The sequence below is a fragment of the Pseudomonas sp. NKUCC02_KPG genome, from assembly GCF_019345465.1.
Classification (GTDB): domain Bacteria; phylum Pseudomonadota; class Gammaproteobacteria; order Pseudomonadales; family Pseudomonadaceae; genus Aquipseudomonas.
The window spans coordinates 98,663-120,777 of sequence record NZ_JAHKRC010000016.1 but is presented as its reverse complement, the minus strand read 5'-3'; the positions used below and the strand labels follow the sequence as shown (position 1 = coordinate 120,777).

22 protein-coding genes and 1 pseudogene are annotated in these 22,115 nt (G+C 61.7%); 10 read left to right on the top strand and 13 right to left on the bottom strand.

Annotated elements, in window-relative coordinates; all coding sequences use genetic code 11:
* Positions 1-79: 79 nt before the first annotated feature.
* The 3 genes from KO536_RS20220 to KO536_RS20210 form a co-directional block, all read right to left on the bottom strand.
* Positions 80-1,045: a FecR domain-containing protein gene (locus tag KO536_RS20220; protein ID WP_219262760.1), complete on the bottom strand. Its 966-nt coding sequence runs from the start codon at positions 1,043-1,045 to the stop codon at positions 80-82.
* A complete protein-coding gene (locus KO536_RS20215) occupies positions 1,042-1,548 on the bottom strand; it encodes a sigma-70 family RNA polymerase sigma factor (RefSeq protein ID WP_219262759.1) in 507 nt (168 codons plus the stop codon). The genes KO536_RS20220 and KO536_RS20215 overlap by 4 nt, the downstream gene beginning before the upstream one ends.
* A gap of 134 nt (positions 1,549-1,682) precedes the next feature.
* Entirely contained in the window at positions 1,683-2,291 is a 609-nt protein-coding gene (locus KO536_RS20210; protein WP_219262758.1) for a LysE family translocator, read from the bottom strand.
* Positions 2,292-2,357: 66 nt separating this feature from the next.
* Between KO536_RS20210 and KO536_RS20205 the strand changes: the two genes are divergently transcribed.
* Complete coding sequence (locus tag KO536_RS20205) at positions 2,358-3,281, top strand: LysR family transcriptional regulator (RefSeq protein WP_219262757.1); 924 nt, start codon at positions 2,358-2,360, stop codon at positions 3,279-3,281.
* A gap of 16 nt (positions 3,282-3,297) precedes the next feature.
* Here KO536_RS20205 and KO536_RS20200 read toward each other — a convergent pair whose 3' ends face one another.
* The 4 genes from KO536_RS20200 to KO536_RS20185 form a co-directional block, all read right to left on the bottom strand.
* Complete coding sequence (locus tag KO536_RS20200) at positions 3,298-3,993, bottom strand: tRNA (adenine(22)-N(1))-methyltransferase TrmK (protein WP_219262756.1); 696 nt, start codon at positions 3,991-3,993, stop codon at positions 3,298-3,300.
* A 466-nt stretch (positions 3,994-4,459) separates the two neighbouring features.
* Positions 4,460-4,768, bottom strand: coding sequence for an AzlD family protein (locus KO536_RS20195; RefSeq protein ID WP_133079268.1), 309 nt, complete (start codon positions 4,766-4,768; stop codon positions 4,460-4,462).
* Positions 4,765-5,475 carry an AzlC family ABC transporter permease gene (locus KO536_RS20190; RefSeq protein WP_219262755.1) on the bottom strand — a complete coding sequence of 237 codons (711 nt, stop codon included), beginning with the start codon at positions 5,473-5,475 and terminating at the stop codon, positions 4,765-4,767. The genes KO536_RS20195 and KO536_RS20190 overlap by 4 nt, the downstream gene beginning before the upstream one ends.
* 121 nt (positions 5,476-5,596) lie before the next feature.
* A complete protein-coding gene (locus tag KO536_RS20185; protein ID WP_219262754.1) occupies positions 5,597-5,923 on the bottom strand; it encodes a DUF2834 domain-containing protein in 327 nt (108 codons plus the stop codon).
* Between the two features lie 112 nt (positions 5,924-6,035).
* On the opposite strand from KO536_RS20185, the gene KO536_RS20180 reads away from it, so the two are divergent.
* Both KO536_RS20180 and KO536_RS20175 read left to right on the top strand, forming a co-directional pair.
* Complete coding sequence (locus tag KO536_RS20180) at positions 6,036-6,857, top strand: helix-turn-helix domain-containing protein (RefSeq protein ID WP_133079265.1); 822 nt, start codon at positions 6,036-6,038, stop codon at positions 6,855-6,857.
* A 10-nt stretch (positions 6,858-6,867) separates the two neighbouring features.
* Positions 6,868-7,236: an ASCH domain-containing protein gene (locus tag KO536_RS20175; protein ID WP_219262779.1), complete on the top strand. Its 369-nt coding sequence runs from the start codon at positions 6,868-6,870 to the stop codon at positions 7,234-7,236.
* Between the two features lie 9 nt (positions 7,237-7,245).
* Here KO536_RS20175 and KO536_RS20170 read toward each other — a convergent pair whose 3' ends face one another.
* From KO536_RS20170 to flgH, 6 genes are read right to left on the bottom strand one after another with little or no spacing between them, the layout of a single operon-like run.
* Positions 7,246-8,292, bottom strand: coding sequence for a hypothetical protein (locus tag KO536_RS20170; protein WP_219262753.1), 1,047 nt, complete (start codon positions 8,290-8,292; stop codon positions 7,246-7,248).
* Positions 8,293-8,313: 21 nt separating this feature from the next.
* Positions 8,314-9,219 carry a flagellar hook-associated protein FlgL gene (flgL, locus tag KO536_RS20165; RefSeq protein WP_219262752.1) on the bottom strand — a complete coding sequence of 302 codons (906 nt, stop codon included), beginning with the start codon at positions 9,217-9,219 and terminating at the stop codon, positions 8,314-8,316.
* 36 nt (positions 9,220-9,255) lie between these two features.
* The gene (gene flgK, locus KO536_RS20160; RefSeq protein ID WP_219262751.1) at positions 9,256-10,620 is read right to left on the bottom strand and encodes a flagellar hook-associated protein FlgK; all 1,365 of its coding nucleotides are present in this window, start codon (positions 10,618-10,620) and stop codon (positions 9,256-9,258) included.
* Positions 10,617-11,735 carry a lytic transglycosylase domain-containing protein gene (locus KO536_RS20155; RefSeq protein ID WP_219262750.1) on the bottom strand — a complete coding sequence of 373 codons (1,119 nt, stop codon included), beginning with the start codon at positions 11,733-11,735 and terminating at the stop codon, positions 10,617-10,619. The genes flgK and KO536_RS20155 overlap by 4 nt, the downstream gene beginning before the upstream one ends.
* A gap of 12 nt (positions 11,736-11,747) precedes the next feature.
* On the bottom strand, positions 11,748-12,851 hold the full coding sequence (locus tag KO536_RS20150; RefSeq protein ID WP_257623013.1) for a flagellar basal body P-ring protein FlgI: 1,104 nt from the start codon (positions 12,849-12,851) through the stop codon (positions 11,748-11,750).
* A 14-nt stretch (positions 12,852-12,865) separates the two neighbouring features.
* Positions 12,866-13,465: a flagellar basal body L-ring protein FlgH gene (gene flgH, locus KO536_RS20145; protein ID WP_257623012.1), complete on the bottom strand. Its 600-nt coding sequence runs from the start codon at positions 13,463-13,465 to the stop codon at positions 12,866-12,868.
* Positions 13,466-13,485: 20 nt separating this feature from the next.
* On the opposite strand from flgH, the pseudogene KO536_RS20140 reads away from it, so the two are divergent.
* The 7 genes and pseudogenes from KO536_RS20140 to KO536_RS20110 all read left to right on the top strand — a co-directional run.
* Positions 13,486-13,776 (top strand): annotated as a pseudogene (locus KO536_RS20140) (flagellar biosynthetic protein FliR); the annotation flags it as partial.
* The gene (gene flhB / locus KO536_RS20135) at positions 13,769-14,899 is read left to right on the top strand and encodes a flagellar biosynthesis protein FlhB (RefSeq protein ID WP_219262749.1); all 1,131 of its coding nucleotides are present in this window, start codon (positions 13,769-13,771) and stop codon (positions 14,897-14,899) included. The pseudogene KO536_RS20140 and the gene flhB, both read left to right, overlap by 8 nt.
* A gap of 2 nt (positions 14,900-14,901) precedes the next feature.
* Positions 14,902-16,998: a flagellar biosynthesis protein FlhA gene (locus tag KO536_RS20130; protein ID WP_133079254.1), complete on the top strand. Its 2,097-nt coding sequence runs from the start codon at positions 14,902-14,904 to the stop codon at positions 16,996-16,998.
* Between the two features lie 80 nt (positions 16,999-17,078).
* A complete protein-coding gene (locus KO536_RS20125; RefSeq protein ID WP_219262748.1) occupies positions 17,079-17,645 on the top strand; it encodes a GNAT family N-acetyltransferase in 567 nt (188 codons plus the stop codon).
* A gap of 786 nt (positions 17,646-18,431) precedes the next feature.
* Complete coding sequence (locus tag KO536_RS20120) at positions 18,432-19,448, top strand: iron ABC transporter substrate-binding protein (RefSeq protein ID WP_219262747.1); 1,017 nt, start codon at positions 18,432-18,434, stop codon at positions 19,446-19,448.
* Positions 19,449-21,041 (top strand): ABC transporter permease, encoded by a 1,593-nt coding sequence (locus tag KO536_RS20115; RefSeq protein WP_374105716.1) that lies wholly within the window; start codon positions 19,449-19,451, stop codon positions 21,039-21,041.
* Positions 21,038-22,090 (top strand): ABC transporter ATP-binding protein, encoded by a 1,053-nt coding sequence (locus tag KO536_RS20110; RefSeq protein WP_219262746.1) that lies wholly within the window; start codon positions 21,038-21,040, stop codon positions 22,088-22,090. The genes KO536_RS20115 and KO536_RS20110 overlap by 4 nt, the downstream gene beginning before the upstream one ends.
* Positions 22,091-22,115: the final 25 nt, after the last annotated feature.

Here is a 22,115-nt window from a genome sequence, read left to right as displayed (position 1 = left end):
GAAGGCCCACCTGTTTCGGTGGGTTATTCCTATAGGCCCCGCCAGTTTCGAAAAACTGTCGCGCAGAACGAAAAATAATTCAGACCGCCACCACCGTGACCCAATAGCGGGTCCGCCGCTCGATACGGACTGGCAATGCATGGGCGACCAGCGCCAGCGCCGCGTCCGTGTCATCCAGCTGGAAACTGCCCGTCACGCGCAAGGCCGCCACCTGTTCGCTGCAGCGCAAAATACCGGGCCGGTAGCGTGACAGCTCGGCCAGCAAAGCATCCAGGCGCATGCGCTCGGCCGGTAAAATGCCCCGCAGCCACGCCTGGGCCAGAAACACATCGGTGAGGCTTGCCGGATGAATGCCCCCGGCATCCACCCGCGTTCGCCAACCCGCCTCCAGCAACAATGGCGCCCGGTTGTAAGGCGAGTTCACCTGCACCAGGCCGCGCAATACCGTCACCTGAGTGCCCTGGCGATCATGGCGCACCAGCAGGCTGGCCCCACGGCCACGCAACACGGCATCGGGCGTGACCAGTTGCGCCGAACCTGATTCGGCCTGTGCATTCAGAGCCAGTTCGCCCTCGATCAACTGCACATGGCGCTGGTCTTCTCGCCACTCCACGTTGGCCGCACTGGCCGTGTTCAACCATAAGGAAGTGCCGTCGGCCAGCCGCCACTGACGACGCTCGCCCGTTGTGGTGCGGTAAGTGGCCAGGGCTGTGCGCACCACGGTCGATTGCGCACCTTGCCAGGAAACCCCGCCAAACAGGCCCAGTGCCAACAAGCACTTGAGCAGCTGCCTGCGCTGCTGAGGGTCTGCCCCGGCTGACTCAAGCGCCCTGCGCGCTGTGGCATCGGATAAAAGCGCGGCCCCGGGCTGCAGCAACAGCGCCAGGCTACTGACGCGCTGCCAGGCACATTCGTGTTCAGCGCTCGCCTGACGCCATTGCTGCAAGGCCTGATGGTCAGCCGCCCCCATGAGCCCGGACTGCATGCGCACAATCCAGTCGATGGCCATATCCCGCACACGGGGATTGACAGAAACGCCGCTCATTCGAAACGGCTCGCGTAGCAGACGCTGAAGGCCTTGCCCATGGCCCGCTGCACCTGGGCCACGCTCAGGCTCAACTGCGCGGCGATCTGCGGGTAGGTCAAGCCATCGAGCTGGGACAAAAAGAAAATCTGCCGCACCCGGGCAGACAACCCGATCAACAGCGAATCGAGTTGCAGCAGGGTCTCGATCGTCAGGTAGCGGTCTTCGGGGGAAGGCTCCTCGCCTGCCGGTCGGGCAGCCAGCGCCTCAAGGTAAGCCCGCTCGATTGCCTGACGCCGCCAGCGGTTGATCAGCAGGCCGTTGGCAATGGTTGCAAGAAACGCCATGGGCTGACGCAACGCCTGCGCATCGTGCTTTGAACGCAGTACACGGATAAACGTGTCGTGTGCCAGGTCCTCGGCATCGGCGCTATGCCCCAGTCGCCGATGAAGCCAGCCCCGCAGCCAACCATGATGATTCGCATACAGCTGCTCGACGGGCGAGACGGTCCTGTCGTGAGACATGTGAGATTCGCTTAGCGCTAATGATAATTCTTCTCATCTTATTATTTGTAACTGACTTTTGTACAGCGTCAGCTCTGATTCCGGGCTTCCCATCAGGTGAAAAAAACACTTCAAGGAGAGGAAATTGCCCCTGTTCAGCGTAGAACTGCGAGCAAGATCCCGAAGCCAACCAGCAGCCCACCGAAGACGCGGTCGATCCAGTGACGCACGGCAAGCAAGCGCCCCTGCACTGCCCCCGCCGAGAAACACAACGCGACCAGAGCGAACCAGACCATATGGGCCACTGCAATGAAGCCGCCATAGCCAATCTGCACGGCCAGCGGTGTGTCCGGGCGTACTACCTGCATAAACAGGCTGACGATAAACAGTGTGGTTTTAGGGTTGAGTGCATTGGTGAGAAAGCCCGTGCGCAGCGCCGCCAGATCCGACAATGGTGCCACCAGGCTTTCGGCTGACCCGCTGCCGGGCTTGGCACGCAACATCTTCACACCCAAATAGATCAGGTAAACCGCACCCACCAGCCTGATGGTGCTGAACACCCAGGGCGACTGCTGGATCAGCAGGCCCACACCCACCAGAGTGTAGGTCACATGCACCATCACCCCCAGGCCTATGCCCAGGGCGGTCAGCACCCCGGCGCGGCGCGACAGCATCAGACTGTTGCGCGTCACCATCGCAAAATCGGGCCCCGGACTGATGATGGCCAGCAGGGTTATTGTGATTACAGCTATCAATTCGGTCATGGCGTATCCTGTCGACTGTTAACGAACAGACGCCATGCTATTGGCACAGACCGCAGATGAATAACGATGATATCTGACAACAATAGTGAGTCTGACTCACCAACCAGTCATGGGCGGCTGCCTTCCCTTTTGGCCTTGCGTTGCTTTGAGGCTGCAGCACGTCAGGAGAACTTCAGTCGTGCCGCCAGCGAACTGCACCTGACCCCCGGCGCAGTCAGCCGCGCCGTGCGCCTGCTCGAAGACGAGCTCGGTGTGGAGCTGTTCGAGCGCCGCAGCCGCCGGGTGTTTCTCACCGATGCCGGCCGCGTGCTGGCCAAAGCGGTGGGCGATGGACTGGGGCTGATGGCCCAGGCCATCGACACAGTGCGCGCCAACGCCCGCCAGAAACCGGCCTGGGTGCTGTCTTGCGAGCCTACGTTGCTGATGCGCTGGTTGATCCCGCGCTGGCCTGATTTCCAGGCCCGGCATCCGGAGATAAACGTACATCTGGTCGCGGGTGGAGGGCCGTTCAGCTTTGCCAGTGATATCGACCTGGCCATCCGCCGTGACGATTTCCCCTGGGCCGACAGTTATCATGCAGAGCCCTTGTTTGCGGAAAAAATCGGCCCGGTATGTCGCCCGGAAAAAGTTGCCCAGTGGTTTTGTGCAGAGGACGCCAGTCCGCAATTGCGGGCCGACGCACCTCGGCTGCACACGCGCACGCGGCCGGGGGCCTGGCATGAATGGGCCGCAGCGGCAGGCCTGGCCTGGCCTGAGGCACCGGGGCAAACCTTCGAGCACTTCTATTTCAGCCTGCAGGCGGCCGTTGCTGGCCTGGGCGTGGCCATCGGCCCCTGGCATCTGGTGCGCGACGATCTGGAAAGCGGCGTACTGGCTGCGCCTGGGGGGTTCGTCGAGGACGGTTCGCGTTATTGCCTGCTTTCGCCCCAGCCGTTGATTGCCGATAGCCCTCAGGCACAGTTGCTGGCATGGCTGCGTACGAAAGTTTGAGATCAGCGGCCCGGGCCTAGGCCAGCAATTGAGTGATCCACCGGGCCTGCCGGGCGATTTCCTGCACCTTGTCCTCGGGTACCGCCTGCCGCGCCTGGTCAAAGCTGGTCAGGACCTTCTGCTTCTGGAGCAGCATGCGTTGCCACTTGCCCAGAAACACAGGGCTGCGCGCCTGCATCTGCAAGGGTCCGAAATACAGTTCCTCGGCCGTATACAGCACCGGCCCGGCGCGCTCGGCGACGATGATTTCGTAGTAGAAGCCGTTTTCCTGCAACAGCTCTTCGCACAGGATCCTGTAGTGATTGTCCATCAGCCATTGGCGCAGAGGCTGCTCACCGCCATTGGGTTGCAGGATGAGCCGCTCCCGCCCGTTCAGCCGCGCCTTGCCGCTCTCAAGGATGTCGCGGATAGTCTCGCCACCCATGCCGCAGATACTGATCGCGGTGATCTCGTCTGCCGCCTCGATGGCCTCCAGACCGTTGGCCTGGCGCACGGTGATCTGCTGTTCCAGGCCGTTGTCGCGCACAGTGTGTTGCGCCGCGTGAAAGGGCGTCAACGCCACCTCACCTGCCACTGCTGCCGTGATGGCACCACGGCGCATCAACGCCACCGGCAGATACCCATGGTCCGAACCGATATCGGCCAGGCGCGCACCGGCTGGCATATGGGCTGCCACGCGCTCAAGGCGCATGGACAATGTGTGTTCGTTCAACTTCAGTTCCTTTTAACCGCCAATACCCGGCACCCTGGACGTGGGTGCGGGCGGCACATGATGCTCGGTGAATTGGGCGGGGTAAAGCTGCGCTCCACAGCGGTTCAGATTCGTCGTCTAACCCGCGTGTAGTCGCTGACGAGTAGTACGAGGCTGCGATCGAGCGCGAAGCGGTCGCAAAACCGGTACACGCGGTATACCTGATTAACCGTGGAAGCCGATTTCACGACTGCTTCGCAGCCGGACGCAGCCTCGCACGGCTCGTCAGCGACTACAGATTCTTCACCCATCCCGCGTGTAGTCGCTGACGAGTAGTACGAGGCTGCGATCGAGATGGTGCGCCACTGCGACGTAGCGGTCGCAAAACAGGCACACGCGGTATGCCTGATTAACCGTAAAAGCCGACTTTACGACTGCTACGTCGCAGTGCTCAGCGGCTACAGAAGGCCGCGACACATGTGTGCTATCACAAATGCCTGAACACCGCCGCTGCAATCACGCCTGCCGCGATCGCGGGCAGGGGCTTCTTGAGCACCAGCATCACAACTGCCGTGGTCAGCAAGGCAAGGCGTGCACCGTTGTCACCGTTAAGCGCCAGAGGCGCCAGCAGCGCGACCAGCACTGAGCCCGACATGGCGCTGATGAACTGTTGCACCCGGTAGTTGATGGGAACGAAGGACATCACGAAAACGCCCCCCAGGCGCGTGACCAACGTGACCACGGCCATGATCAGAATGATGATGAAGGTGCCGTAACCTGCGCTATCAATGCTCACTTTTTCTTCTCCATCCACACAGCGCCAAGCACGCCACCTGCCAGTGCCCCGACCACCACATGGCTGTTTTCAGGCAAGTACCGGTGCGCCAACAGTGACGAGACGGCTGCCACACTCCAGATCACCAGCATGCGCAGGTTCTTTTGCCCGCCGACCACCATGGCCAGCAGAAAGCAGCCCATCACCATGTCCAGCCCCAGACTGACCGGGTCCTGGATATCGCTGCCAAAGTACACGCCCAGCCAACTGCCCAGCACCCAGGCCGCCCACAGCGCAATGCCGCCGCCCAGGATCAGGCCGATGCCCGATTTGCCGCTGTTGAATGCCTGCATCGACATCGCCCAGTTGGCGTCCGATATCACCATCATCACCCCGTAGCGCTTGGCCGTAGGGAGCTCGCGCAGCCAGGGGTACAAGGTTGCCCCCATCAAAAGATGCCGGGCATTGATCGCAAACACCGTCACGATCAACGGAACAAGAGGTACCTGCGCGCCCCAAAGGTCCAGCGCTGCGAACTGCGACGCACCGGCAAACACCAGGGTACTCATGAGCAGGCTTGCCCCATCGTCCAGCCCCGTCTGAGCAGCAGCAAGCCCGAACGCAATGCCGAACACCACCACAAACATGGAAATGGGCAAAAGCTGTTTGAAGCCGTCCCGGACTTCGTTCCAATTCAGCTCGACCGAGCTTTTTTCACCACTCAACAAGACATCACCTCATCTGCACGACGACACGCTTTTTAATGCTGGCATTATGAGGGCCTGAATCTAATCCAGAACAGCGTGCATGTGTAAAAGGTGTCGCAATGTCGCTATTGGCAGGGCGTTGTCAGATATCAGCAGGTGTTTTGACGCCCGACCTGAACCCATCGACCACGATATACAGCAGCGGCCCCACGGAAACAAAAACGGCGGTAAGCAGCAGATAAGGCAGCACCGATGCCAACGAACGGCCTTTGGCGCGAGCATCCCGGTACATCCAGATGCAGGCCAGAACCGCAAGCAGGTACAGGTCAATTACGACCTGAGCCGTGTCGGGGCTGGACATCAGGCCCAGGCCGAAAGCCACCAGCGACTGCTGCGCCGTCCACATCGTGTAGCCCGTGTAACCGGCGAAGCCCAGCAATGCGGCAAGGGCGAGATAGGGTTTGTTCATGTACTGTCCTTTAGCGGGGGCTGACGGGACGCCAGTTAGTGATACTTTTGCCGCACCCGCAATGACCTCACAGGTCATGGACGCCGATCATGGCCACTGCCAGAGTTGATGCATGAACAGCCAACCCTTCCCCCGTACCACGGCCCCGACAACCGCCGGACCCCAGCTGCGCTTGCTGCGCCGACAGGCCCGCTTGAGCCAGCTCGACCTGGCCATGATCGCAGGCATTTCCCAGCGCCATTTGAGCTGCATTGAAACCGGCCGCGCCCGGCCCGGCCCAGGCACCCTGCACAACTTGCTGATGGCCCTGGAGGTCCCGCTGGAGCAGTGCAACAGCCTGTTCCTGGCGTCAGGTTACGCGCCTCGCTACGAAACCACCCCGCTGTCCTCCCCGGCAATGGACGCCGTGCGTGACGCCATCAGCCATGTGCTGCACGCCAATAACCCTGCTCCGGCGATCGTGCTGGGCAGCCATTGGCAGGTGCTGGCAGCCAACGCCAGCACCCGGGTGTTGTTCAATCTGCTGGGGCTGCCCGCCGACGCGGCGCAGGGCTTGAACCTGTTGACCACCCTGCTGCAACCCGGCGGCCTGGGCGACCACTTGATCAACCCCGAGCAAATCCGCAGCATTGCCTGGCAGCGGGCTACCCGCGAGGCGCTGGACAACCCGGCCCTGGCCGAACTGCTGCAAACCCTCGATGCCCCGCCGTCCTGCGCCGCCGTGAGCAATGAGCTGCCACCGCTGGTGCTGACCCGTATCCGCTCCCCTCAGGGCGAGCTGAATTTCATGTCCACGTTCACCACCTTCGGCATGCCGCTCGACATCACGGTAACGTCTTTGCGCATCGAGCATCTGATCCCTGCCGATCCAAAAACCTGGCAGACCATGACCGCCGCCTACGAGCAGTCACTGCTCGGGCAACCAGGCCACTAAGGAGAGTGCCATCAAAACCCTGTCCATTGTTCACCCCGGCGCCAGCCGAATTGCCTCGGGGGAGAAAACCCTTGAAGTGCGGCGCTGGCACCCCGAACTGGCCCCGACCGAAGACCTGCTGATTGTCGAGAACAAGCGATTTCTGCATATCGACGGTGATGAAGACCCCGAGGGCATCGCCGTGGCCATCGTACGGGTCAAGGCCATACGCCCGTTTGAACCGCAAGACGTGCCAGCGGCCTGTGCAAGCTATTACGAGGACGGTTGGCTGGCCTGGGAGCTGATCGATATCAGGCCGCTCATGCCCCCGGTGCCCATGCGGGCGGCACGGGGCATTTACACCACCGACATCCGGGCCGGCGACCTGCAAACCAGCTGACCTCTCGACTCAGCCCATCAACCCGACCACCCGGTGCCGCGACACATTGGCCTGGCATTGCACCAGTTGCGCCACTTTCAGGTAGTCACTGCCCTGCCCGGCTTCGCCCTCAAACACGCGACCGGCAAAGTCGTGGGCCCAGCGCTTTTCATCCTTGCTTTCGTGGCGACCGATCTGCTCCCGGACATGCCCCTGGCGCTGATTGAGTTGCTCGATGACCCCGTTGACCCGCACCAGCCCTTTGTCCACCGTGGCCATCAACTGACGCAGCTCGGCCCGGCCCGTACCTTTGGGCGCAATCAAGGGTGCGCCCAGCAGGTTTTCCTCCTTGCTGTGCACCGGGGTAAAACTGGCCCGGGCGAAGAGTTTGTCTTCACCCTGGATCGACATCTGGCCCTTGAGCTTGCCCCATTGCGACTCGGTGGCCGAGAAGCGCAATTTCGCTTCGCCGTTGACCTCGGCATGCAACCCGGCCTGGGCCAGGCTGGTGTTGAAGCGGCGCAGGATCTGGCGCTCGTTCATGTCGTCGTCCAGCACCACGGCAATCGGCCCCGGCATGTGCCGCCCGGCACTGAACAGCAGGGTTTCGCTGCCCGAGGCCTGTACCTCGTTCAGGGATTCAAGCCCCTGAATGCTGAAACGGCTGCGCAACGGCAGGTCCAGGTTAAGGCCCATCTGGGCATCGACACTGGCGGCCGATAACCGGCTGCGGTTCTCCAGCAGGTCGTTGAGGCGATTGACAGAACGGGCCAGGGTTTCACCTTCGAGACCGCCCTTGGCCGAGCCGTTGAGGCTGCGGCCAAGATCACGCTTGAAACTGCTCAACTGCTCGGTGACCTGGGTCAGGTACAGGTGCGCGGCCTGAATGGAAGACGACTGCTGGTTCAACTGCAGGCTCAGCCCGGCCATTTTCCCCGGCTGGCGCTGGGCGCTGGCCAATTCGGGCGGCCTGGCATTGCGCACACGCTGCTGGGGCACGGTGTCGCGCTGCTGGGCCTGAGTGCGCATGCCCAGGTCATAAGAAGCAATGGCCGAGCGTTCGTTTACAACTTTCATGTCGGGTGTTCCGGTTCTGGTTTACATCAGGTCAAACAAGGAAATGGCCGCTACGCGGGTATAGACCTTCTGGCTGGCCTGCATTGAAAGCTCGTAGCCACTGACCTGCAGGAACGCCCCGCCCAGGTCCAGTTGCGACAGATCACCCTGGACTTTCTGGTTGGCCAGCGACACATCGGCGTTGCCGTTACCCAGCAGGGTCAGGGTGTTCTGGCGCCCGCCCAGCTCGGTCAGCCCGCCCAGCACGCGGCCGTGGGTCTGGTCCAGGCTGTCCAGCGTGTTCTTGAGCTGCTGGCGGGTGGCCGGGTCGTTGGGCGCGGCCTTCAGACTGTCGACCAGGCTGTGCAGATCGTTCAGCAGGTCGGCATTGGGACCCAGGATGTCCCTGGCCGTCACGTTGTCATCGATCATCACGCCATTGCCCACGACCGCCTGACGGTGCTGGTCGTTGCCCGTCACGCTGTAGGTGCCGCTGGCCGGGTCAAAGGTCACGGCCGGGGTGTTGCTGAGCGTGCCCGAAAACAGGTAGTTGCTCGCTTCGTCCTTGGCGTTGAAGTAGCTCATGATGCTCTGTTCCAGGCTCGACATTTCATCGGCGATGGCCGAGAGATCCTCGCCGCTGTTGCTGTCGTTACCGGCCCACAGCAGCAGATCGCGCACGCCGAGCATGGCGTCGGAGCCGGACTTCAAATAGGTTTCCTGCACCATGAGGTTGTCCGATACCCGGCCGATATTGAGGTTGTATTGTTCCAGGCTGGCCTGCTCGCGCTCGATACGCATCAGGCGGGCGCTGGCAATCGGGTCGTCCGAAGGTTTCTGGATGCGCAGGCCGCTGCCGATTTGTGCCTGCAGCTTGCCGATCGCCTCGGCGTTGCGATTCATGTTGCTGTGCATCAGGGCAGAGGTGTGTACGTTGGTGATTCGCATGTGTTCAGGCCTTTACTCAAGTCGGTGTGCCGGGCTTCAGACAGCCGCCAGAATGGTGTCGAAAATACTGTTGGCGGTCTGGATGACCTTCATGTTGGCTTGCAGCGCCTTGTTGTAATCCATCACCGCCTGGGCTTCTTCGGTATCACTCACCGCACTCACGCTGTCGCGCTGGCTCTGGGCCTGCTCGGTGACGGTGGTGGCAGACTTGAGGTCGGCCTGGTTCTGTCGGCTGGCACTGGCCACATCCCCCAGCATGCCGCTGTAGGCTTCGCTCAACGTCACCGAGTTGCCGCCCACCGTGACCCGGGTGTTTTTCAGTTCGATCAGGTCCAGCAACACCTGGTTGTTGCCGCTCTCGCCCGCAACACCGGACAGCGCCAGCTCTTCGGGTCTGACGTTATTCATCTGCAACAGGCCGTTGGTGCTGCTGGGGTCGAACGTCAGCAGCGGGCTGCCCGGGTTGCCATTGAGGTCAAAACCGGTCGCCAGGGTGTCATTGACCAGGGTCGCCAGAGCCCCGGCCATTTCCTTGAGGCTTTCACGGGCGGGCAGCAAGCTGTTGTGCTCGACGTTGTAGAGCCCGCCGAACGCGCCGCCCAGGGTGTCCTGATGCAAAGGGAAACTGGTGCCTGCAAAATTCAGCGCCACTTCCTGTTCACCTGCAGCGTTGAGGGTGATCGATAACTGGCCCGCGGTTTTGCCGCTGACCAGTGGCTGGCCGTTGGCCAGGGACACGGTCAGGGAGCCGTCGCGGCTTTCGCTCACGCGCACATCGGCGTACTTGCTCAGCTCGCCCACCAGGGACTCGCGGTGATCGCGCAGTGCAGAACTGTCGGCACCGTTGGATTCGGCCTGCACGATTTTCTGGTTGAGCAGCGCCAGGTTATTGCTCAGACCGTTGATTTCGGTGCCCATGGCCGAGCGTTGCTCATGCAGGCCCTTGAGCTGATTGTCGATATTGCTGTTGAGCCCGTTGAAGCGCTGGGTGAGATTTTTCATCTCGGACAGGATCTGCTGGCGCAACGGGATATCACCGGGGCTGCTGCTGGCAGCGCTCAGGGCAGCATAGAAGTTGTTGAGCCCGGTGCTCAGGTTGGAACCCTCCCCCGACATCACGCCTTCCAGCGAACTGAAGTAGTCCTGACCGGCCTGGTAGTAGTTCATGTCGGTGGTGGCACGCCACAGTTGCTGGGTCTTGAAGCTGTCGCTGATGCGTTTGACCCCGATTACGTTGACCCCGCCCCCCACCTGCTGGCCCTGCCCGCCGACCGAGCCCGTCTGCACGGACAAGCGGCTGTAACCCGGGGTGCGGATGTTGGCAATGTTCTGTGCCGCCGCGTTCAGTGCGACTTGCGCCGCCGATACACCGGAATAACCGATCTGGCCCATGAGGCTCATGTTTCAATCTCCTTGCGCGCAACCCGCATGTTCTGGGCAAAGGCCGGTGAACTCAGTTCGGCTGCACGGCTGACGGTGGTAGTGAGGTCCTGTGTGCTTGAGGCGACCGCAATGGCGCCCGACTTAAATGCCAGGCCATCAATCTTCCCGCTGCGCGTAGCAGCGGACGGCGCTCTGGGCGACAGACCGCTCTGGCCAAGGTCGGCCAGGATCGAACGGGTGTAGTTGCGGGTTTCCTTGAACGGAATGCGCTCCACCCACTGACTGACGCTGATCGTGCCCTGGCGCGGGTCGCCATTGCTCTTGAGCCACTCATCCACTCGCCCGGGCCCGGCGTTGTACGCCGCCACCGCCAGCGCCGTGGCGCCGTCATAGCGCTTGAGCAGTTTGTCCAGATACGCCGTGCCCAACTGCTTGTTGTACTCGCCATCACGGGTCAGGCGCTGCTCGTTGTAGTGCAGGTTCAGCTCCTGGGCCATTTCCCGGGCCGTGCCCGGCATCAGTTGCATCAGGCCACGGGCGCCCTTGGGCGAGACCACCGCCACCCGCCCGCCCGACTCGTGCTGGATGACTTTTTCCACCAGCGCCACCAACCCGGCAGCCCCCTTGCCAAGGCTGTCGATACCGCGCTGCCAGGTGTTGACGATGGGTGCCAGCAAGCTGTCGACCATCTGCGGTTTAGGGGCAGCAGGGGGCAAATCATGGTGGGCAGCCCGCGCACTGGTCAGCGCCTTGTTGGCGGCCAGCAGGCCAGCCGTGGCCTCGGGCGCGCCGCACTGCCCGCTCTGGGCCGGGGCCGCGGGGGGTGTAGATGGCATGCCGGGAGACAGCTGCTTGACCAGCATGTCAGCAATCCCGGTTTTGCGATGGCCAGCCAGCTTTTCGGCCAGCGCTTCGTCGTGGAACTCACGCAGGGTGTCGCCCTGGCGGCTGCGCATCGGGCTGCCCTCGGACAACACATCGCCCGCCTTGCGCATTTGCTTGAGGATCTGCTGCAAGAACATGGCCTCGAACTGCTCCGCCACGTTTTCAAGACGTGCCTGGCGTGCCACGGCCACATCGGCAGAAGGCTCCTGCCCCGATTTTCGGTGTTGCGAAATTTGGGTAATGCTCATGGTGAAAGGGCCTTAAATCACGATCAATTCAGCGTTCAGGGCACCGGCCTGTTCCAGTGCCTGCAATATGCTCATCACATCATCCGGTGTCGCCCCGAGGCTGTTCACCGTCTTGATGATGCTGTCCAGGTCGGCACCGTCGGGCCAGGCGAACATGGGGTTGCGCTGCTGGCTGACATCAATGTCGGAGCGCGGTACAACGGCGGTCTGCCCACCCGAAAACGCGCCAGGCTGGCTGACCTGCGGGGTTTCGCTGATGGTCACGGTCAAGGTGCCGTGGGCCACCGCCGCCGCCTTGACCCGCACCCCCTGCCCCACCACCACGGTGCCGGTGCGGCTGTTGAACACTACCTTGGGCCGGGTTCTGCCTTCCTGCACGTCCAGGGACTCAAGAATGGCCATGTAGCTGACGCGCTGGCTGGTGGCAATCGGCGCCGTGACCGACACCTTGGTGCCATTCAGGGCCGTGGCGCTGCCGGCGCCAAAACGTGCGTTGACCGCTTCGGCAACCCGGCTGGCCGTCTGGAAGCTGGGTTTGCGCAGGTTGAGCATCACATCGCTGCGCTCATTGAAATCGCTGGGGATCATCCGCTCGACCGTCGCCCCGTTAGGGATCAGGCCCGAATTGGAGCTGTTGACCGACACACTGGAACCACTGCGCCCCGAAGCCTTGACCCCGCCCACCACTACGGCGCCCTGGGCCAGTGCATAGACTTCGCCGTCCACGCCCATCAGCGGGGTCAGCAGCAGTTGCCCGCCGCGCAGGCTTTTGGCATCACCCAGGGACGAGACCGTCACGTCCAGGGACTGCCCGGCACTGTACGACGCCGGAATGCTCGCGGTGACGGTCACTGCAGCCACGTTTTTCAGCTTGGGATCCACATTGGGCGGCAGGTTGATGCCGAACTGTTTGATCAGGTTGGCCACCGACTGGTTGGTGAACTTGACCTGATTCTTGTCGCCGCTGCCGTCCAGCCCCACCACCAGGCCATAGCCAATCACCTGGTTGGAGCGGATCCCTTCGATGTCCACCAGATCCATCAAAGTCGCCGCGTGTGCTGGCATGCCCAGCAACAGGGCCAGCGCCGCCAGCCCGCTATAAAAAATGCTTCGCATAAAAAACTGTCCACTCACATCGGAAACAAGGGGCTGGCGAAGAAGCGCGTCAGCCAGCCTGCCGAGTTGCTGTCGTTCAGCACGCCTCGCCCGGCATAGGAGATACGGGCGTTGGCCACGCTTTGGGATGACACCTGGTTGTAGCGGTTGATGTCATCCATGCGCACCAGCCCGGCCAGACGGATGAATTCGTCGCCCTGATTGAGGCGCAGCGCCTTCTCGCCCTTGACCAGCAAGGTGCCGTTGGGCAGTACCTTGTGCACCGTCACCGCAATCGAGCCACGCAGGGTGTTCTGCTGTGAACTGTTGGAGGAGCCGGAAAAGTCGCGCCCCGCCCCCACCTTGGTTTCCAGGTTGGGGTAGGTCTTGCCCAGGATGGTCGGCACGTCGATGCCCACCCCGGATTTCTTGCCAAAGCTGGTGCCGGCACTTTTGCTCGACTGGGTCGACTCATCGAGCACGATGGTCAGAATGTCCCCCACCCGAACCGCACGTTTGTCCTGGTACAGCGAGCCGCCGAACCCCGAACGGTACAGCCCGCCACTGCTGGTCGGTGGAACGCTGTAATCCAGGGGAGGCGGTTCGAAAGCACTGGAGTCCTCGTCAGGCAGCATTTCGTTGAAGCTCTGGCAACTACCAGAGCTACACCGTGTTCATCCAGGCCGTGGCCTGGGTATTCAGCGCCGCCGTGCTGCTGACCCTGCCGATGGTGTTCTGCGTGGTGCTGGTGCAGTTCTGCTTTGGTCTGCTCAACCGTATCTCACCCTCGATGAACCTGTTTTCCCTGGGGTTCCCGATCACCATTCTGGTGGGCTTGCTGTGCATCTACCTGACCTTGCCCAACCTGCCGGAAAACTACCTGCACCTGACCCGCGACCTGCTGGACAACATCGGTGCCATGCTCGAAGGAGGGTCGGATGTCTAACAACAGCGCCCAGGAAAAAACCGAAGACGCCACGCCCCAGAAGCTGCGCAAAAGCCGAGATGACGGTCAGGTCACCCGCTCCAAGGACCTGTCCACCACCGTGTCGCTGATTGCCACCCTGCTGATCCTCAAGATGGTGTTTTCCAGCTACTACCACGGGCTTGAAGAAAGCTTCCGGATCTCGTTCCTGAACTTCAACTCCAGTGAAATCACCCAGGAGGACCTGGGCCTGATTCTGAGCCACAACATGGCCCTGTTCGTGAAGATACTCGCCCCCCTGCTGCTCACCAGCGTACTGGTGGTGGTGTTTTCACTGATCCCGGGGGGCTGGGTGTTCGTGGCCAAGAATTTCTATCCGAAATTCAGCAAGCTCAACCCGATCACGGGCCTGGGGCGCATCGTCTCGAAACAGAACTGGGTCGAACTGCTCAAGTCGATGGCCAAAATTGCCGTGCTGATCGGTGTGGCCTGGCTGTTGATCAGCGACGCCGTCCCCCAACTGATCGCCTTGCAGCGCACCAGCCTGCCCACGGCCATCGGTACGGCGTTCAACATGACGTTCAACATCCTGATCGCGCTGATGGGCATATTTGTGGTGTTTGCAGCCATCGACATTCCGATCCAGCGCTACTTCTTCCTGAAAAAACTGCGCATGACCAAACAGGAGCGCAAGGAAGAACACAAGAACCAGGAAGGCCGCCCCGAGGTCAAGGCCCGGATCAAGCAGATCCAGCGCCAGATTTCCCAGCGCCAGATCAGCAAGGTGATCCAGGACGCCGATGCCGTGATCGTCAACCCGCAGCATTACGCCGTGGCCATCAAGTACGACACCAACAAGGCCCAGGCGCCCTTCGTGATCGCCAAGGGCGTCGATGACATGGCCCTGTATATCCGCAAAATGGCCACCGCCCACAAACTCGAAGTGCTTGAAATACCGCCCCTGGCCCGGGCCATTTACTTCACCACCCAGGTCAACCAGCAGATCCCGGCGCCGCTGTATGCCGCCGTCGCCCATGTGCTGACCTACATCCTGCAACTCAAGGCATACAAGAGCGGAATGCGGGCCAAACCGCAGTTGCCGGACAACCTACCGATACCCGAAAGCATGGCGAACAAGGCATAAACATGAACGTATTGCACAACCTCCTCCCGACGCTGCGCAGTGGCCGCATCGGGATCCCGCTGGTGATTCTGTCGATCCTGGCGATGATCATCCTGCCCTTGCCGCCGTTGCTGCTGGATATCCTGTTCACCTTCAACATCGCCATGGCCGTGCTGGTGCTGATGGTCAGCGTGTCGTCCAAAAGCCCGCTGGATTTTTCCCTGTTCCCCACGGTGATCCTGATCACCACCCTGCTGCGCCTGACGCTGAACGTGGCCTCGACCCGTATCGTGCTGCTCGAAGGCCATAACGGCACGGGGGCTGCGGGCAAGGTCATCGAATCGTTCGGTGAAGTGGTGATCGGCGGCAACTTTATCGTCGGGATGATCGTGTTCGTGATCCTGATGATCATCAACTTCATGGTCGTCACCAAGGGCGGCGAGCGGATTTCCGAGGTGACGGCGCGCTTCACCCTGGATGCTCTGCCCGGCAAACAGATGGCCATCGATGCCGACCTCAATGCCGGGCTGATCACCCAGGACCAGGCCAAGCAACGACGCCAGACCATCTCCAAGGAAGCCGACTTTTACGGCGCCATGGACGGTGCATCGAAATTTGTGCGCGGCGATGCAATTGCCGGGATCCTGATCCTGATCATTAACCTGTTTGGTGGTTTCGCCATCGGCCTGTTTGTGTACGACTTGCCCGCCGGGCTGGCCTTCAAGCAATTTGCCCTGCTGACCATCGGTGACGGCCTGGTGGCCCAGATCCCAGCGCTGTTGCTGTCCACCGCCGCCGCCTTGATCGTGACGCGGATCAACGAATCTGCCGAAATCACCACCCAGGTGCGCCGCCAGTTGCTGGCCTCGCCAGCCTTGCTCTACACCGTGGCCGGGATCCTGCTGGTACTGGGCCTGGTGCCCGGCATGCCGCACATCGCGTTCCTGGGTTTTGCCGCGATTGTCGGTGGTGTGGCCTGGAGCGTGTCACGCTTTCAGCCTCCGGCCGAGGCTGTTGAGCTTGAAGCGGTCAGCGCACTCAGCGCCGCCATGCAAAACGAGCGCAGCCAGAGCCTGGCGTGGGATGACATCCCCCACGTGGAGCGGCTTTCAGTGTCCCTGGGCTACAAGCTGGTGGGGCTGGTCAATGAAGCAGCGGGCGCGCCCCTGACCCAGCGCGTGCGCGGTTTGCGCCAGACCCTCTCGGAAAACCTGGGTTTCCTGCTGCCCGAAATCCAGATCCGCGACAGCCTGCGACTCAAGGCGGCGCACTACTCCATCCATATCAACGGCGAGCAGATCGAAGGTGCAGAAATCCATGCCGACCACCTGATGGCCATCCCTTCGGCCGATCTGTACGGCGAAGTGGACGGGATTCTGGGCATCGACCCGGCCTACAAAATGCCGGTGGTCTGGATCAACCCGGTCGACAAGAGCCGGGCCCTGAACCTGGGTTATCAAGTGGTTGACTGCGCCGGGGTGATTGCCACGCACCTGAACAAGGTGATCCGCGACAACCTGGCGGACATCTTCAAACACGACGACGTCGACAACCTGATGCAACGCCTGACCGAACTGGCGCCCAAACTGACCGAGAACCTCAAGGGCCAGCTGTCCTATACCCAGCAGCACCGGGTGTACCGCCAGTTGCTGGTGGAGAACATCTCGTTGCGCGACATCGTCACCGTGGCCACGGCACTGGTGGAAAGCAGCGAAAGCACCAAAGACCCTGTCCTGCTGGCGTCCGACGTGCGCTATGCCTTGCGCCGCAACATCGTCTCGAGCATTACCGGGCGACGGGATGAAGTCAGTGTGTTCGTGCTCGACAATGCCCTGGAAAACACCCTGCTGGGAGCCTTGAGCATTGCTCAGCAAGCGGGCCCGGTGAGCCTGGACAACATTCCCGTGGAGCCGAATCTGCTCAACCAACTGCAAAACGCCATGCCGGTGGTCAAGGAAAAACTGCGCAAGGACGGTCATCCGCCGGTGCTGACGGTCATGCCGCAACTGCGTCCGCTGCTGGCGCGATATGCGCGGGTATTCAGCCCGGGGTTGCACGTACTGTCGCAAAACGAAATCCCGGAGAACGTCAGCGTCAATATTGTCGGGACGCTGGGGTAAACACGCGCCCGTGCGGGCCTGCGTATTACCGCAAGCATTGAAATCCGATACACAACAACAAAAAGACTCACGGAGACACGATGACCGACACACCGCAAATGCCCCAGATTTACACCAGCCGCCTCTTGCTCAGACCTTTTACGGAGCAAGACTTCCCGGCTTTTCTGGGCTATCACTTACTGCCTGAAACCTACCGCTACCTATTTAAGGTGCAACCTGACCCACAGGCCATCAGGGAGCGCTTCGAGCGCGCCTTGAACCCCCAGGCTGAACATGACGGGGATGAAGTGCGCTGGGCCATAGTCAAGCATCCAGAAGGAATCCTGACCGGTGAAGTGATGATTCGAATGGCCAGCAAGGCGTCCAGACAGGCAGAGATCGGTTGCATATTCGCCCCGTCGTTTCACCGGCAAGGCATCGCATCGGAAGCGCTGACAGCGTTGATTGGCGTGGTTTTCGAACACTACGACTTGCATCGTTTGTATGCGTCCATCGATATCCGCAATACCGGTTCATACACCCTGTTCAGCAAACTGGGGTGGAAACAGGAGGGCTGCCTGATTGAAAGCCAGTGGGTCAACGGCGAATGGACCAGCCGGTATATCTACGCCATGTTGGCTCGCAACTGGCAGGGCTCAGGGGTTTAGAGCGAGGCTGACTTTACGACGGCTACGTCGGGGTGCCGCATCACGCCGATCGCAGCCTCGCACGGCTCGTCAGCGACTACAGATTCGGCACCCATCTCGCATGTACCGCATGTAGTCGCTGACGAGTAGAACGAGGCTGCGATCGAGCGCGTAGCGGTCGCAAAACCGGAGCACGCGGTATGCCAGATTAACCGAGGAAGCCGACTTTACGACTGCTGCGTCGCAGTGGCGCACCAAAACGATCGCAGCCTCGCACGGCTCGTCAGCGACTACAGATTCGGCACCCATCCCGCATGTACCGCATGTAGTCGCTGACGAGTAGAACGAGGCTGCGATCGAGCGCGTAGCGGTCGCAAAACCGGAGCACGCGGTATGCCAGATTAACCAAGGAAGCCGACTTTACGACTGCTGCGTCGCAGTGGCGCACCAAAACGATCGCAGCCTCGCACGGCTCGTCAGCGACTACAGATTCGGCACCCATCTCGCATGTACCGCATGTACCGCATGTAGTCGCTGACGAGTAGAACGAGGCTGCGATCGAGCGCGCTGCGGTCGCAAAACCGGTACATGCGGTATGCCTGACTAACCGTGGAAGCCGACCTTACGACTGCCGCACAGCAAAAAGCCCATCACATCAATTAACCATTTATTTGACGTTTTTTTCTCATTCCCGGTTCTACATTCGCCGCGCCTGAGCATGCTAATGATTCCCATTGATTCTGGAGCCATTACGCACTGTCTTCGTCGTCAGCCGCGCGCACATCATAAAAACCGGAGTTGCACATCATGGTCAGCCGTTTCCCTTCTTTGTTTAAAACCGCCCTGTTGAGCGCTGCATTGATCAGCGCCGGACACGTCACCGGAGCAAACGCCGACGACGGCATTGTGGTCTACAACGCCCAGCACGAAAGCCTGACCAAATCCTGGGTCGAGGGGTTCACCAGGCAAACCGGGATCAAAGTCACCGTGCGCAACGGCGACGACACCGAGATGGGCAACCAGATCGTCCAGGAAGGCAGCGCCTCACCCGCTGACGTGTTCCTGACCGAAAACTCCCCGGCCATGGTTCTGGTGGATAACGCCGGACTGCTAGCGCCAGTAGCCCCCCCCACTCTCGAACAGGTCGGTTCTGCCTATCGTCCGGCCCAAGGTAAATGGCTGGGGATTGCTGCAAGGTCCACGGTATTTGTGTTCAACCCGAGCAAGCTCCCCGCAACCGAGGTGCCGGCGTCCCTGCTTGACCTCGCCGCTCCCGCCTGGAAAGGCCGCTGGGCCGCGTCGCCTGCAGGGGCCGACTTCCAGGCCATTGTCGCCGCCGTGCTCGAACTCAAGGGCGAAGCCGCCACCCTCGACTGGCTCAAGGGGATGAAAGCCAATGCCGCCATCTACCGTGGCAACAGTGCAGTGCTCAAAGCCGTCAATGCGGGCCAGGTCGACAGCGGCGTGATTTACCACTACTACAGCTTCGTCGATCAGGCCAAGACGGGCGAAAACAGCAAGGACACCACCCTGCATTACTTCAAGCACCAGGACCCGGGCGCCTTTGTCAGCATTTCCGGGGGCGGCGTACTGGCGTCCAGTAAGCACCCGGAGCAGGCCCAGGCGTTCCTCAAGTGGATCACCGGCAAGGACGGTCAAGCGGTTCTCAAAGAGGGCAATTCGTTCGAATACGCCGTGGGCCAGAACGCCCCGTCCAACCCGAAGCTGGTCCCGTTGACGCAACTTGACGCCCCCAAGGTCGATGCCTCTCGCCTGGACAGCAAAAAAGCCGTGGCCCTCATGACTCAGGCCGGACTCCTCTAATTGTTGCCTGAAACCCTGCCGGCGGGCCTTGGGCCCGCCCTTTGCGCATCACGCTCACGCCGCCGCTTGTTGAGCCGCAGCGGCACCTGGGTGACGGGGCTGGCGGTGCTGGTGTCGCTGCTGTCATTACTGCCGATTGCCTTTGTGATCGGCGTGTCCTGGCACGTCGGCTGGGAGCAGATCGAAGCGCTCGTGTTCAGACCACGGGTAGGCGAACTGCTGGTCAACACGGTATTGCTGGTGCTGATCACCCTTCCCTTGTGCGTGCTGCTGGGCACAGCCCTGGCCTGGCTGACCGAGCGCAGCAACCTGCCCGGGCGGCGCGCATGGTCATTGCTGGCCGTTGCACCCCTGGCAGTGCCTGCCTTTGTGCACAGCTACGCGTGGGTCAGCCTGGTGCCATCGATTCATGGATTACCGGCCGGGGTGCTGGTCTCGGTCATCGCCTACTTCCCTTTTCTCTACTTGCCGGTCGCCGCGACATTGCGTCGACTCGATCCCGCCATCGAAGACGTTGCCCAATCCCTGGGGCTCAAGCCCTGGACCGTGTTCTGGCGCGTAGTGGTGCCGCAATTGCGCCTGGCCATTTGCGGCGGCGCGTTGCTGGTGGGCCTGCATCTGCTGGCGGAATACGGCCTGTACGCGATGATCCGTTTCGATACCTTTACCACCGCGATCTTCGACCAGTTCAAATCCACCTTCAACGGACCGGGGGCCAATATGCTCGCGGCGGTTCTGGCGCTGTGCTGTCTGGCGATGCTCACCGCCGAGTCTGCCGCCAGGGGGCATGCCCGCTACGCCCGCGTGGGCTCGGGCAGCGCCCGCGAACAGCGGATCGTGCCCCTGGGCCGTCCCGCCACACTGCTTGCCCTGGGGGTGTGCAGCGCGACCTGCCTGCTGGCGCTGGGTGTCCCGTTGCTGACCCTCGGCAAATGGCTGATCGCGGGAGGAAGGGAGGTATGGCACTGGAGCGATCTGCTCCCGGCACTGGAGCAGACCCTGTTTCTGGGGGTGGCGGGCGCCTTGCTGACCACCTGTGCGGCGGTGCCGATTGCCTGGCTGTCGATTCGCGCCCCCGGACGCCTGCAACGCCTGCTGGAAAGCTGCAACTACATCACCAGCTCATTGCCCGGCATTGTGGTCGCGCTGGCGCTGGTGACCGTGACCATCCACTTCGCCAGACCGATCTATCAAACCACCCTCACCGTGCTGCTCGCCTACCTGCTGATGTTTATCCCCCGGGCACTGGTGAGCCTGCGCGCAGGCATTGCTCAAGCCCCCGTTGAACTGGAGAACATGGCCCGCAGCCTCGGCCGCTCCCCGGCCCGGGCCTTGTGGCTGATCACCCTGCGTCTCGCCGCACCGGGAGCGGCCGCAGGCGCCGCGCTGGTGTTTCTGGCCATTACCAATGAGCTGACCGCCACCCTGCTTCTGGCGCCCAACGGCACTCGCACCCTGGCGACCGGTTTCTGGGCCATGACCAGTGAAATCGACTATGCGGCGGCAGCGCCCTATGCACTGATCATGATCCTGCTGTCACTGCCGTTGACCGGGCTTCTTTACCATCAATCCAAACGCACGGCTGGCCGATGAACGCTCTCGAACTCAACGCGATCTGTAAAACCTTCGGCTCTCAGCGCGCCCTGGACAACATCACTCTGGCGGTGCCCTCCGGCAGCAGAACAGTCATTGTCGGGCCGTCCGGCTCAGGCAAGACCACCCTGCTGCGCATGATTGCCGGTTTTGAATCACCCGACTCCGGCAGCCTCTCGCTCAACGGCAAGGTCCTCCTGGACAGCACCCGGAACGTCCCTGCCCACCAGCGCCGGATCGGTTATGTGCCACAGGATGGCGCCCTGTTCCCGCATATGAACGTGGCCGCCAATATTGGCTTTGGGCTGGCTGCCAAGGGCCACGCCAGAGATGAACGCATCGCCGAACTGATGGACAGCGTGGCCCTGGACTCAAACATGGCCACGCGCTGGCCCCACGAATTGTCTGGCGGGCAGCAACAACGGGTGGCGCTGGCCCGTGCGCTGGCGCAACAGCCCAGCCTGATGCTGCTGGATGAACCGTTTTCAGCCCTGGACACCGGGTTGCGTACCGCCATGCGCAAAATGGTCGCACGCTTGCTGGCAGATGCAGGGGTAACAGCGATTCTGGTGACCCACGATCAGGGCGAAGCCCTGTCTTTTGCCGATCAGCTCGCGGTGATGCGCCAGGGTTGCCTGGTGCAGGCCGGCCAGCCGATGGCGCTGTACCTGCACCCCAGGGACGAGCAGACCGCACTGTTCCTCGGCGAAGCCGTGCTCATACCCGCCAGGATCGATAACGGCTGGGCCGAGTGCGACCTGGGCCGGATTGCTGTCAACCATCAGGGCCGCAGCAAAACGGCGCAGATCATGCTCAGGCCCGAACAACTGCAGGTCAGCCCGGCATCCCCGGATGGCACAGGCTGTAGAGGGGTGGTCACCGAGCGCGATTTTGGCGGCAATACCTGCACCCTGAGCGTCACATTGGTGGCAGGCACACTCGAGCCGGGCCGGTCGTTACCGGTGCATTGCCCGGGTTTGATGGCGCCAGCCATTGGCAGCGCGGTGCAACTGACCACTGTGGGCCAGGCCCATGTCCTGAAAAGTTGAACGCCCTCAGTCTCAGCTAAGTGTC

What these genes read in the sequence shown, in the direction of transcription:
- KO536_RS20220 (WP_219262760.1), bottom strand. Translation starts at nt 1,045, where the DNA reads ATGAGCGGCGTTTCTGTCAATCCCCGTGTGCGGGATATGGCCATCGAC.
- KO536_RS20215 (WP_219262759.1), bottom strand. Translation starts at nt 1,548, where the DNA reads ATGTCTCACGACAGGACCGTCTCGCCCGTCGAGCAGCTGTATGCGAAT.
- KO536_RS20210 (WP_219262758.1), bottom strand. Translation starts at nt 2,291, where the DNA reads ATGACCGAATTGATAGCTGTAATCACAATAACCCTGCTGGCCATCATC.
- KO536_RS20205 (WP_219262757.1), top strand. Translation starts at nt 2,358, where the DNA reads ATGATATCTGACAACAATAGTGAGTCTGACTCACCAACCAGTCATGGG.
- KO536_RS20185 (WP_219262754.1), bottom strand. Translation starts at nt 5,923, where the DNA reads ATGAACAAACCCTATCTCGCCCTTGCCGCATTGCTGGGCTTCGCCGGT.
- KO536_RS20180 (WP_133079265.1), top strand. Translation starts at nt 6,036, where the DNA reads ATGAACAGCCAACCCTTCCCCCGTACCACGGCCCCGACAACCGCCGGA.
- KO536_RS20170 (WP_219262753.1), bottom strand. Translation starts at nt 8,292, where the DNA reads ATGAAAGTTGTAAACGAACGCTCGGCCATTGCTTCTTATGACCTGGGC.
- flgL (WP_219262752.1), bottom strand. Translation starts at nt 9,219, where the DNA reads ATGCGAATCACCAACGTACACACCTCTGCCCTGATGCACAGCAACATG.
- flgK (WP_219262751.1), bottom strand. Translation starts at nt 10,620, where the DNA reads ATGAGCCTCATGGGCCAGATCGGTTATTCCGGTGTATCGGCGGCGCAA.
- KO536_RS20155 (WP_219262750.1), bottom strand. Translation starts at nt 11,735, where the DNA reads ATGAGCATTACCCAAATTTCGCAACACCGAAAATCGGGGCAGGAGCCT.
- KO536_RS20150 (WP_257623013.1), bottom strand. Translation starts at nt 12,851, where the DNA reads ATGCGAAGCATTTTTTATAGCGGGCTGGCGGCGCTGGCCCTGTTGCTG.
- flgH (WP_257623012.1), bottom strand. Translation starts at nt 13,465, where the DNA reads ATGCTGCCTGACGAGGACTCCAGTGCTTTCGAACCGCCTCCCCTGGAT.
- flhB (WP_219262749.1), top strand. Translation starts at nt 13,769, where the DNA reads ATGTCTAACAACAGCGCCCAGGAAAAAACCGAAGACGCCACGCCCCAG.
- KO536_RS20130 (WP_133079254.1), top strand. Translation starts at nt 14,902, where the DNA reads ATGAACGTATTGCACAACCTCCTCCCGACGCTGCGCAGTGGCCGCATC.
- KO536_RS20125 (WP_219262748.1), top strand. Translation starts at nt 17,079, where the DNA reads ATGACCGACACACCGCAAATGCCCCAGATTTACACCAGCCGCCTCTTG.
- KO536_RS20120 (WP_219262747.1), top strand. Translation starts at nt 18,432, where the DNA reads ATGGTCAGCCGTTTCCCTTCTTTGTTTAAAACCGCCCTGTTGAGCGCT.
- KO536_RS20110 (WP_219262746.1), top strand. Translation starts at nt 21,038, where the DNA reads ATGAACGCTCTCGAACTCAACGCGATCTGTAAAACCTTCGGCTCTCAG.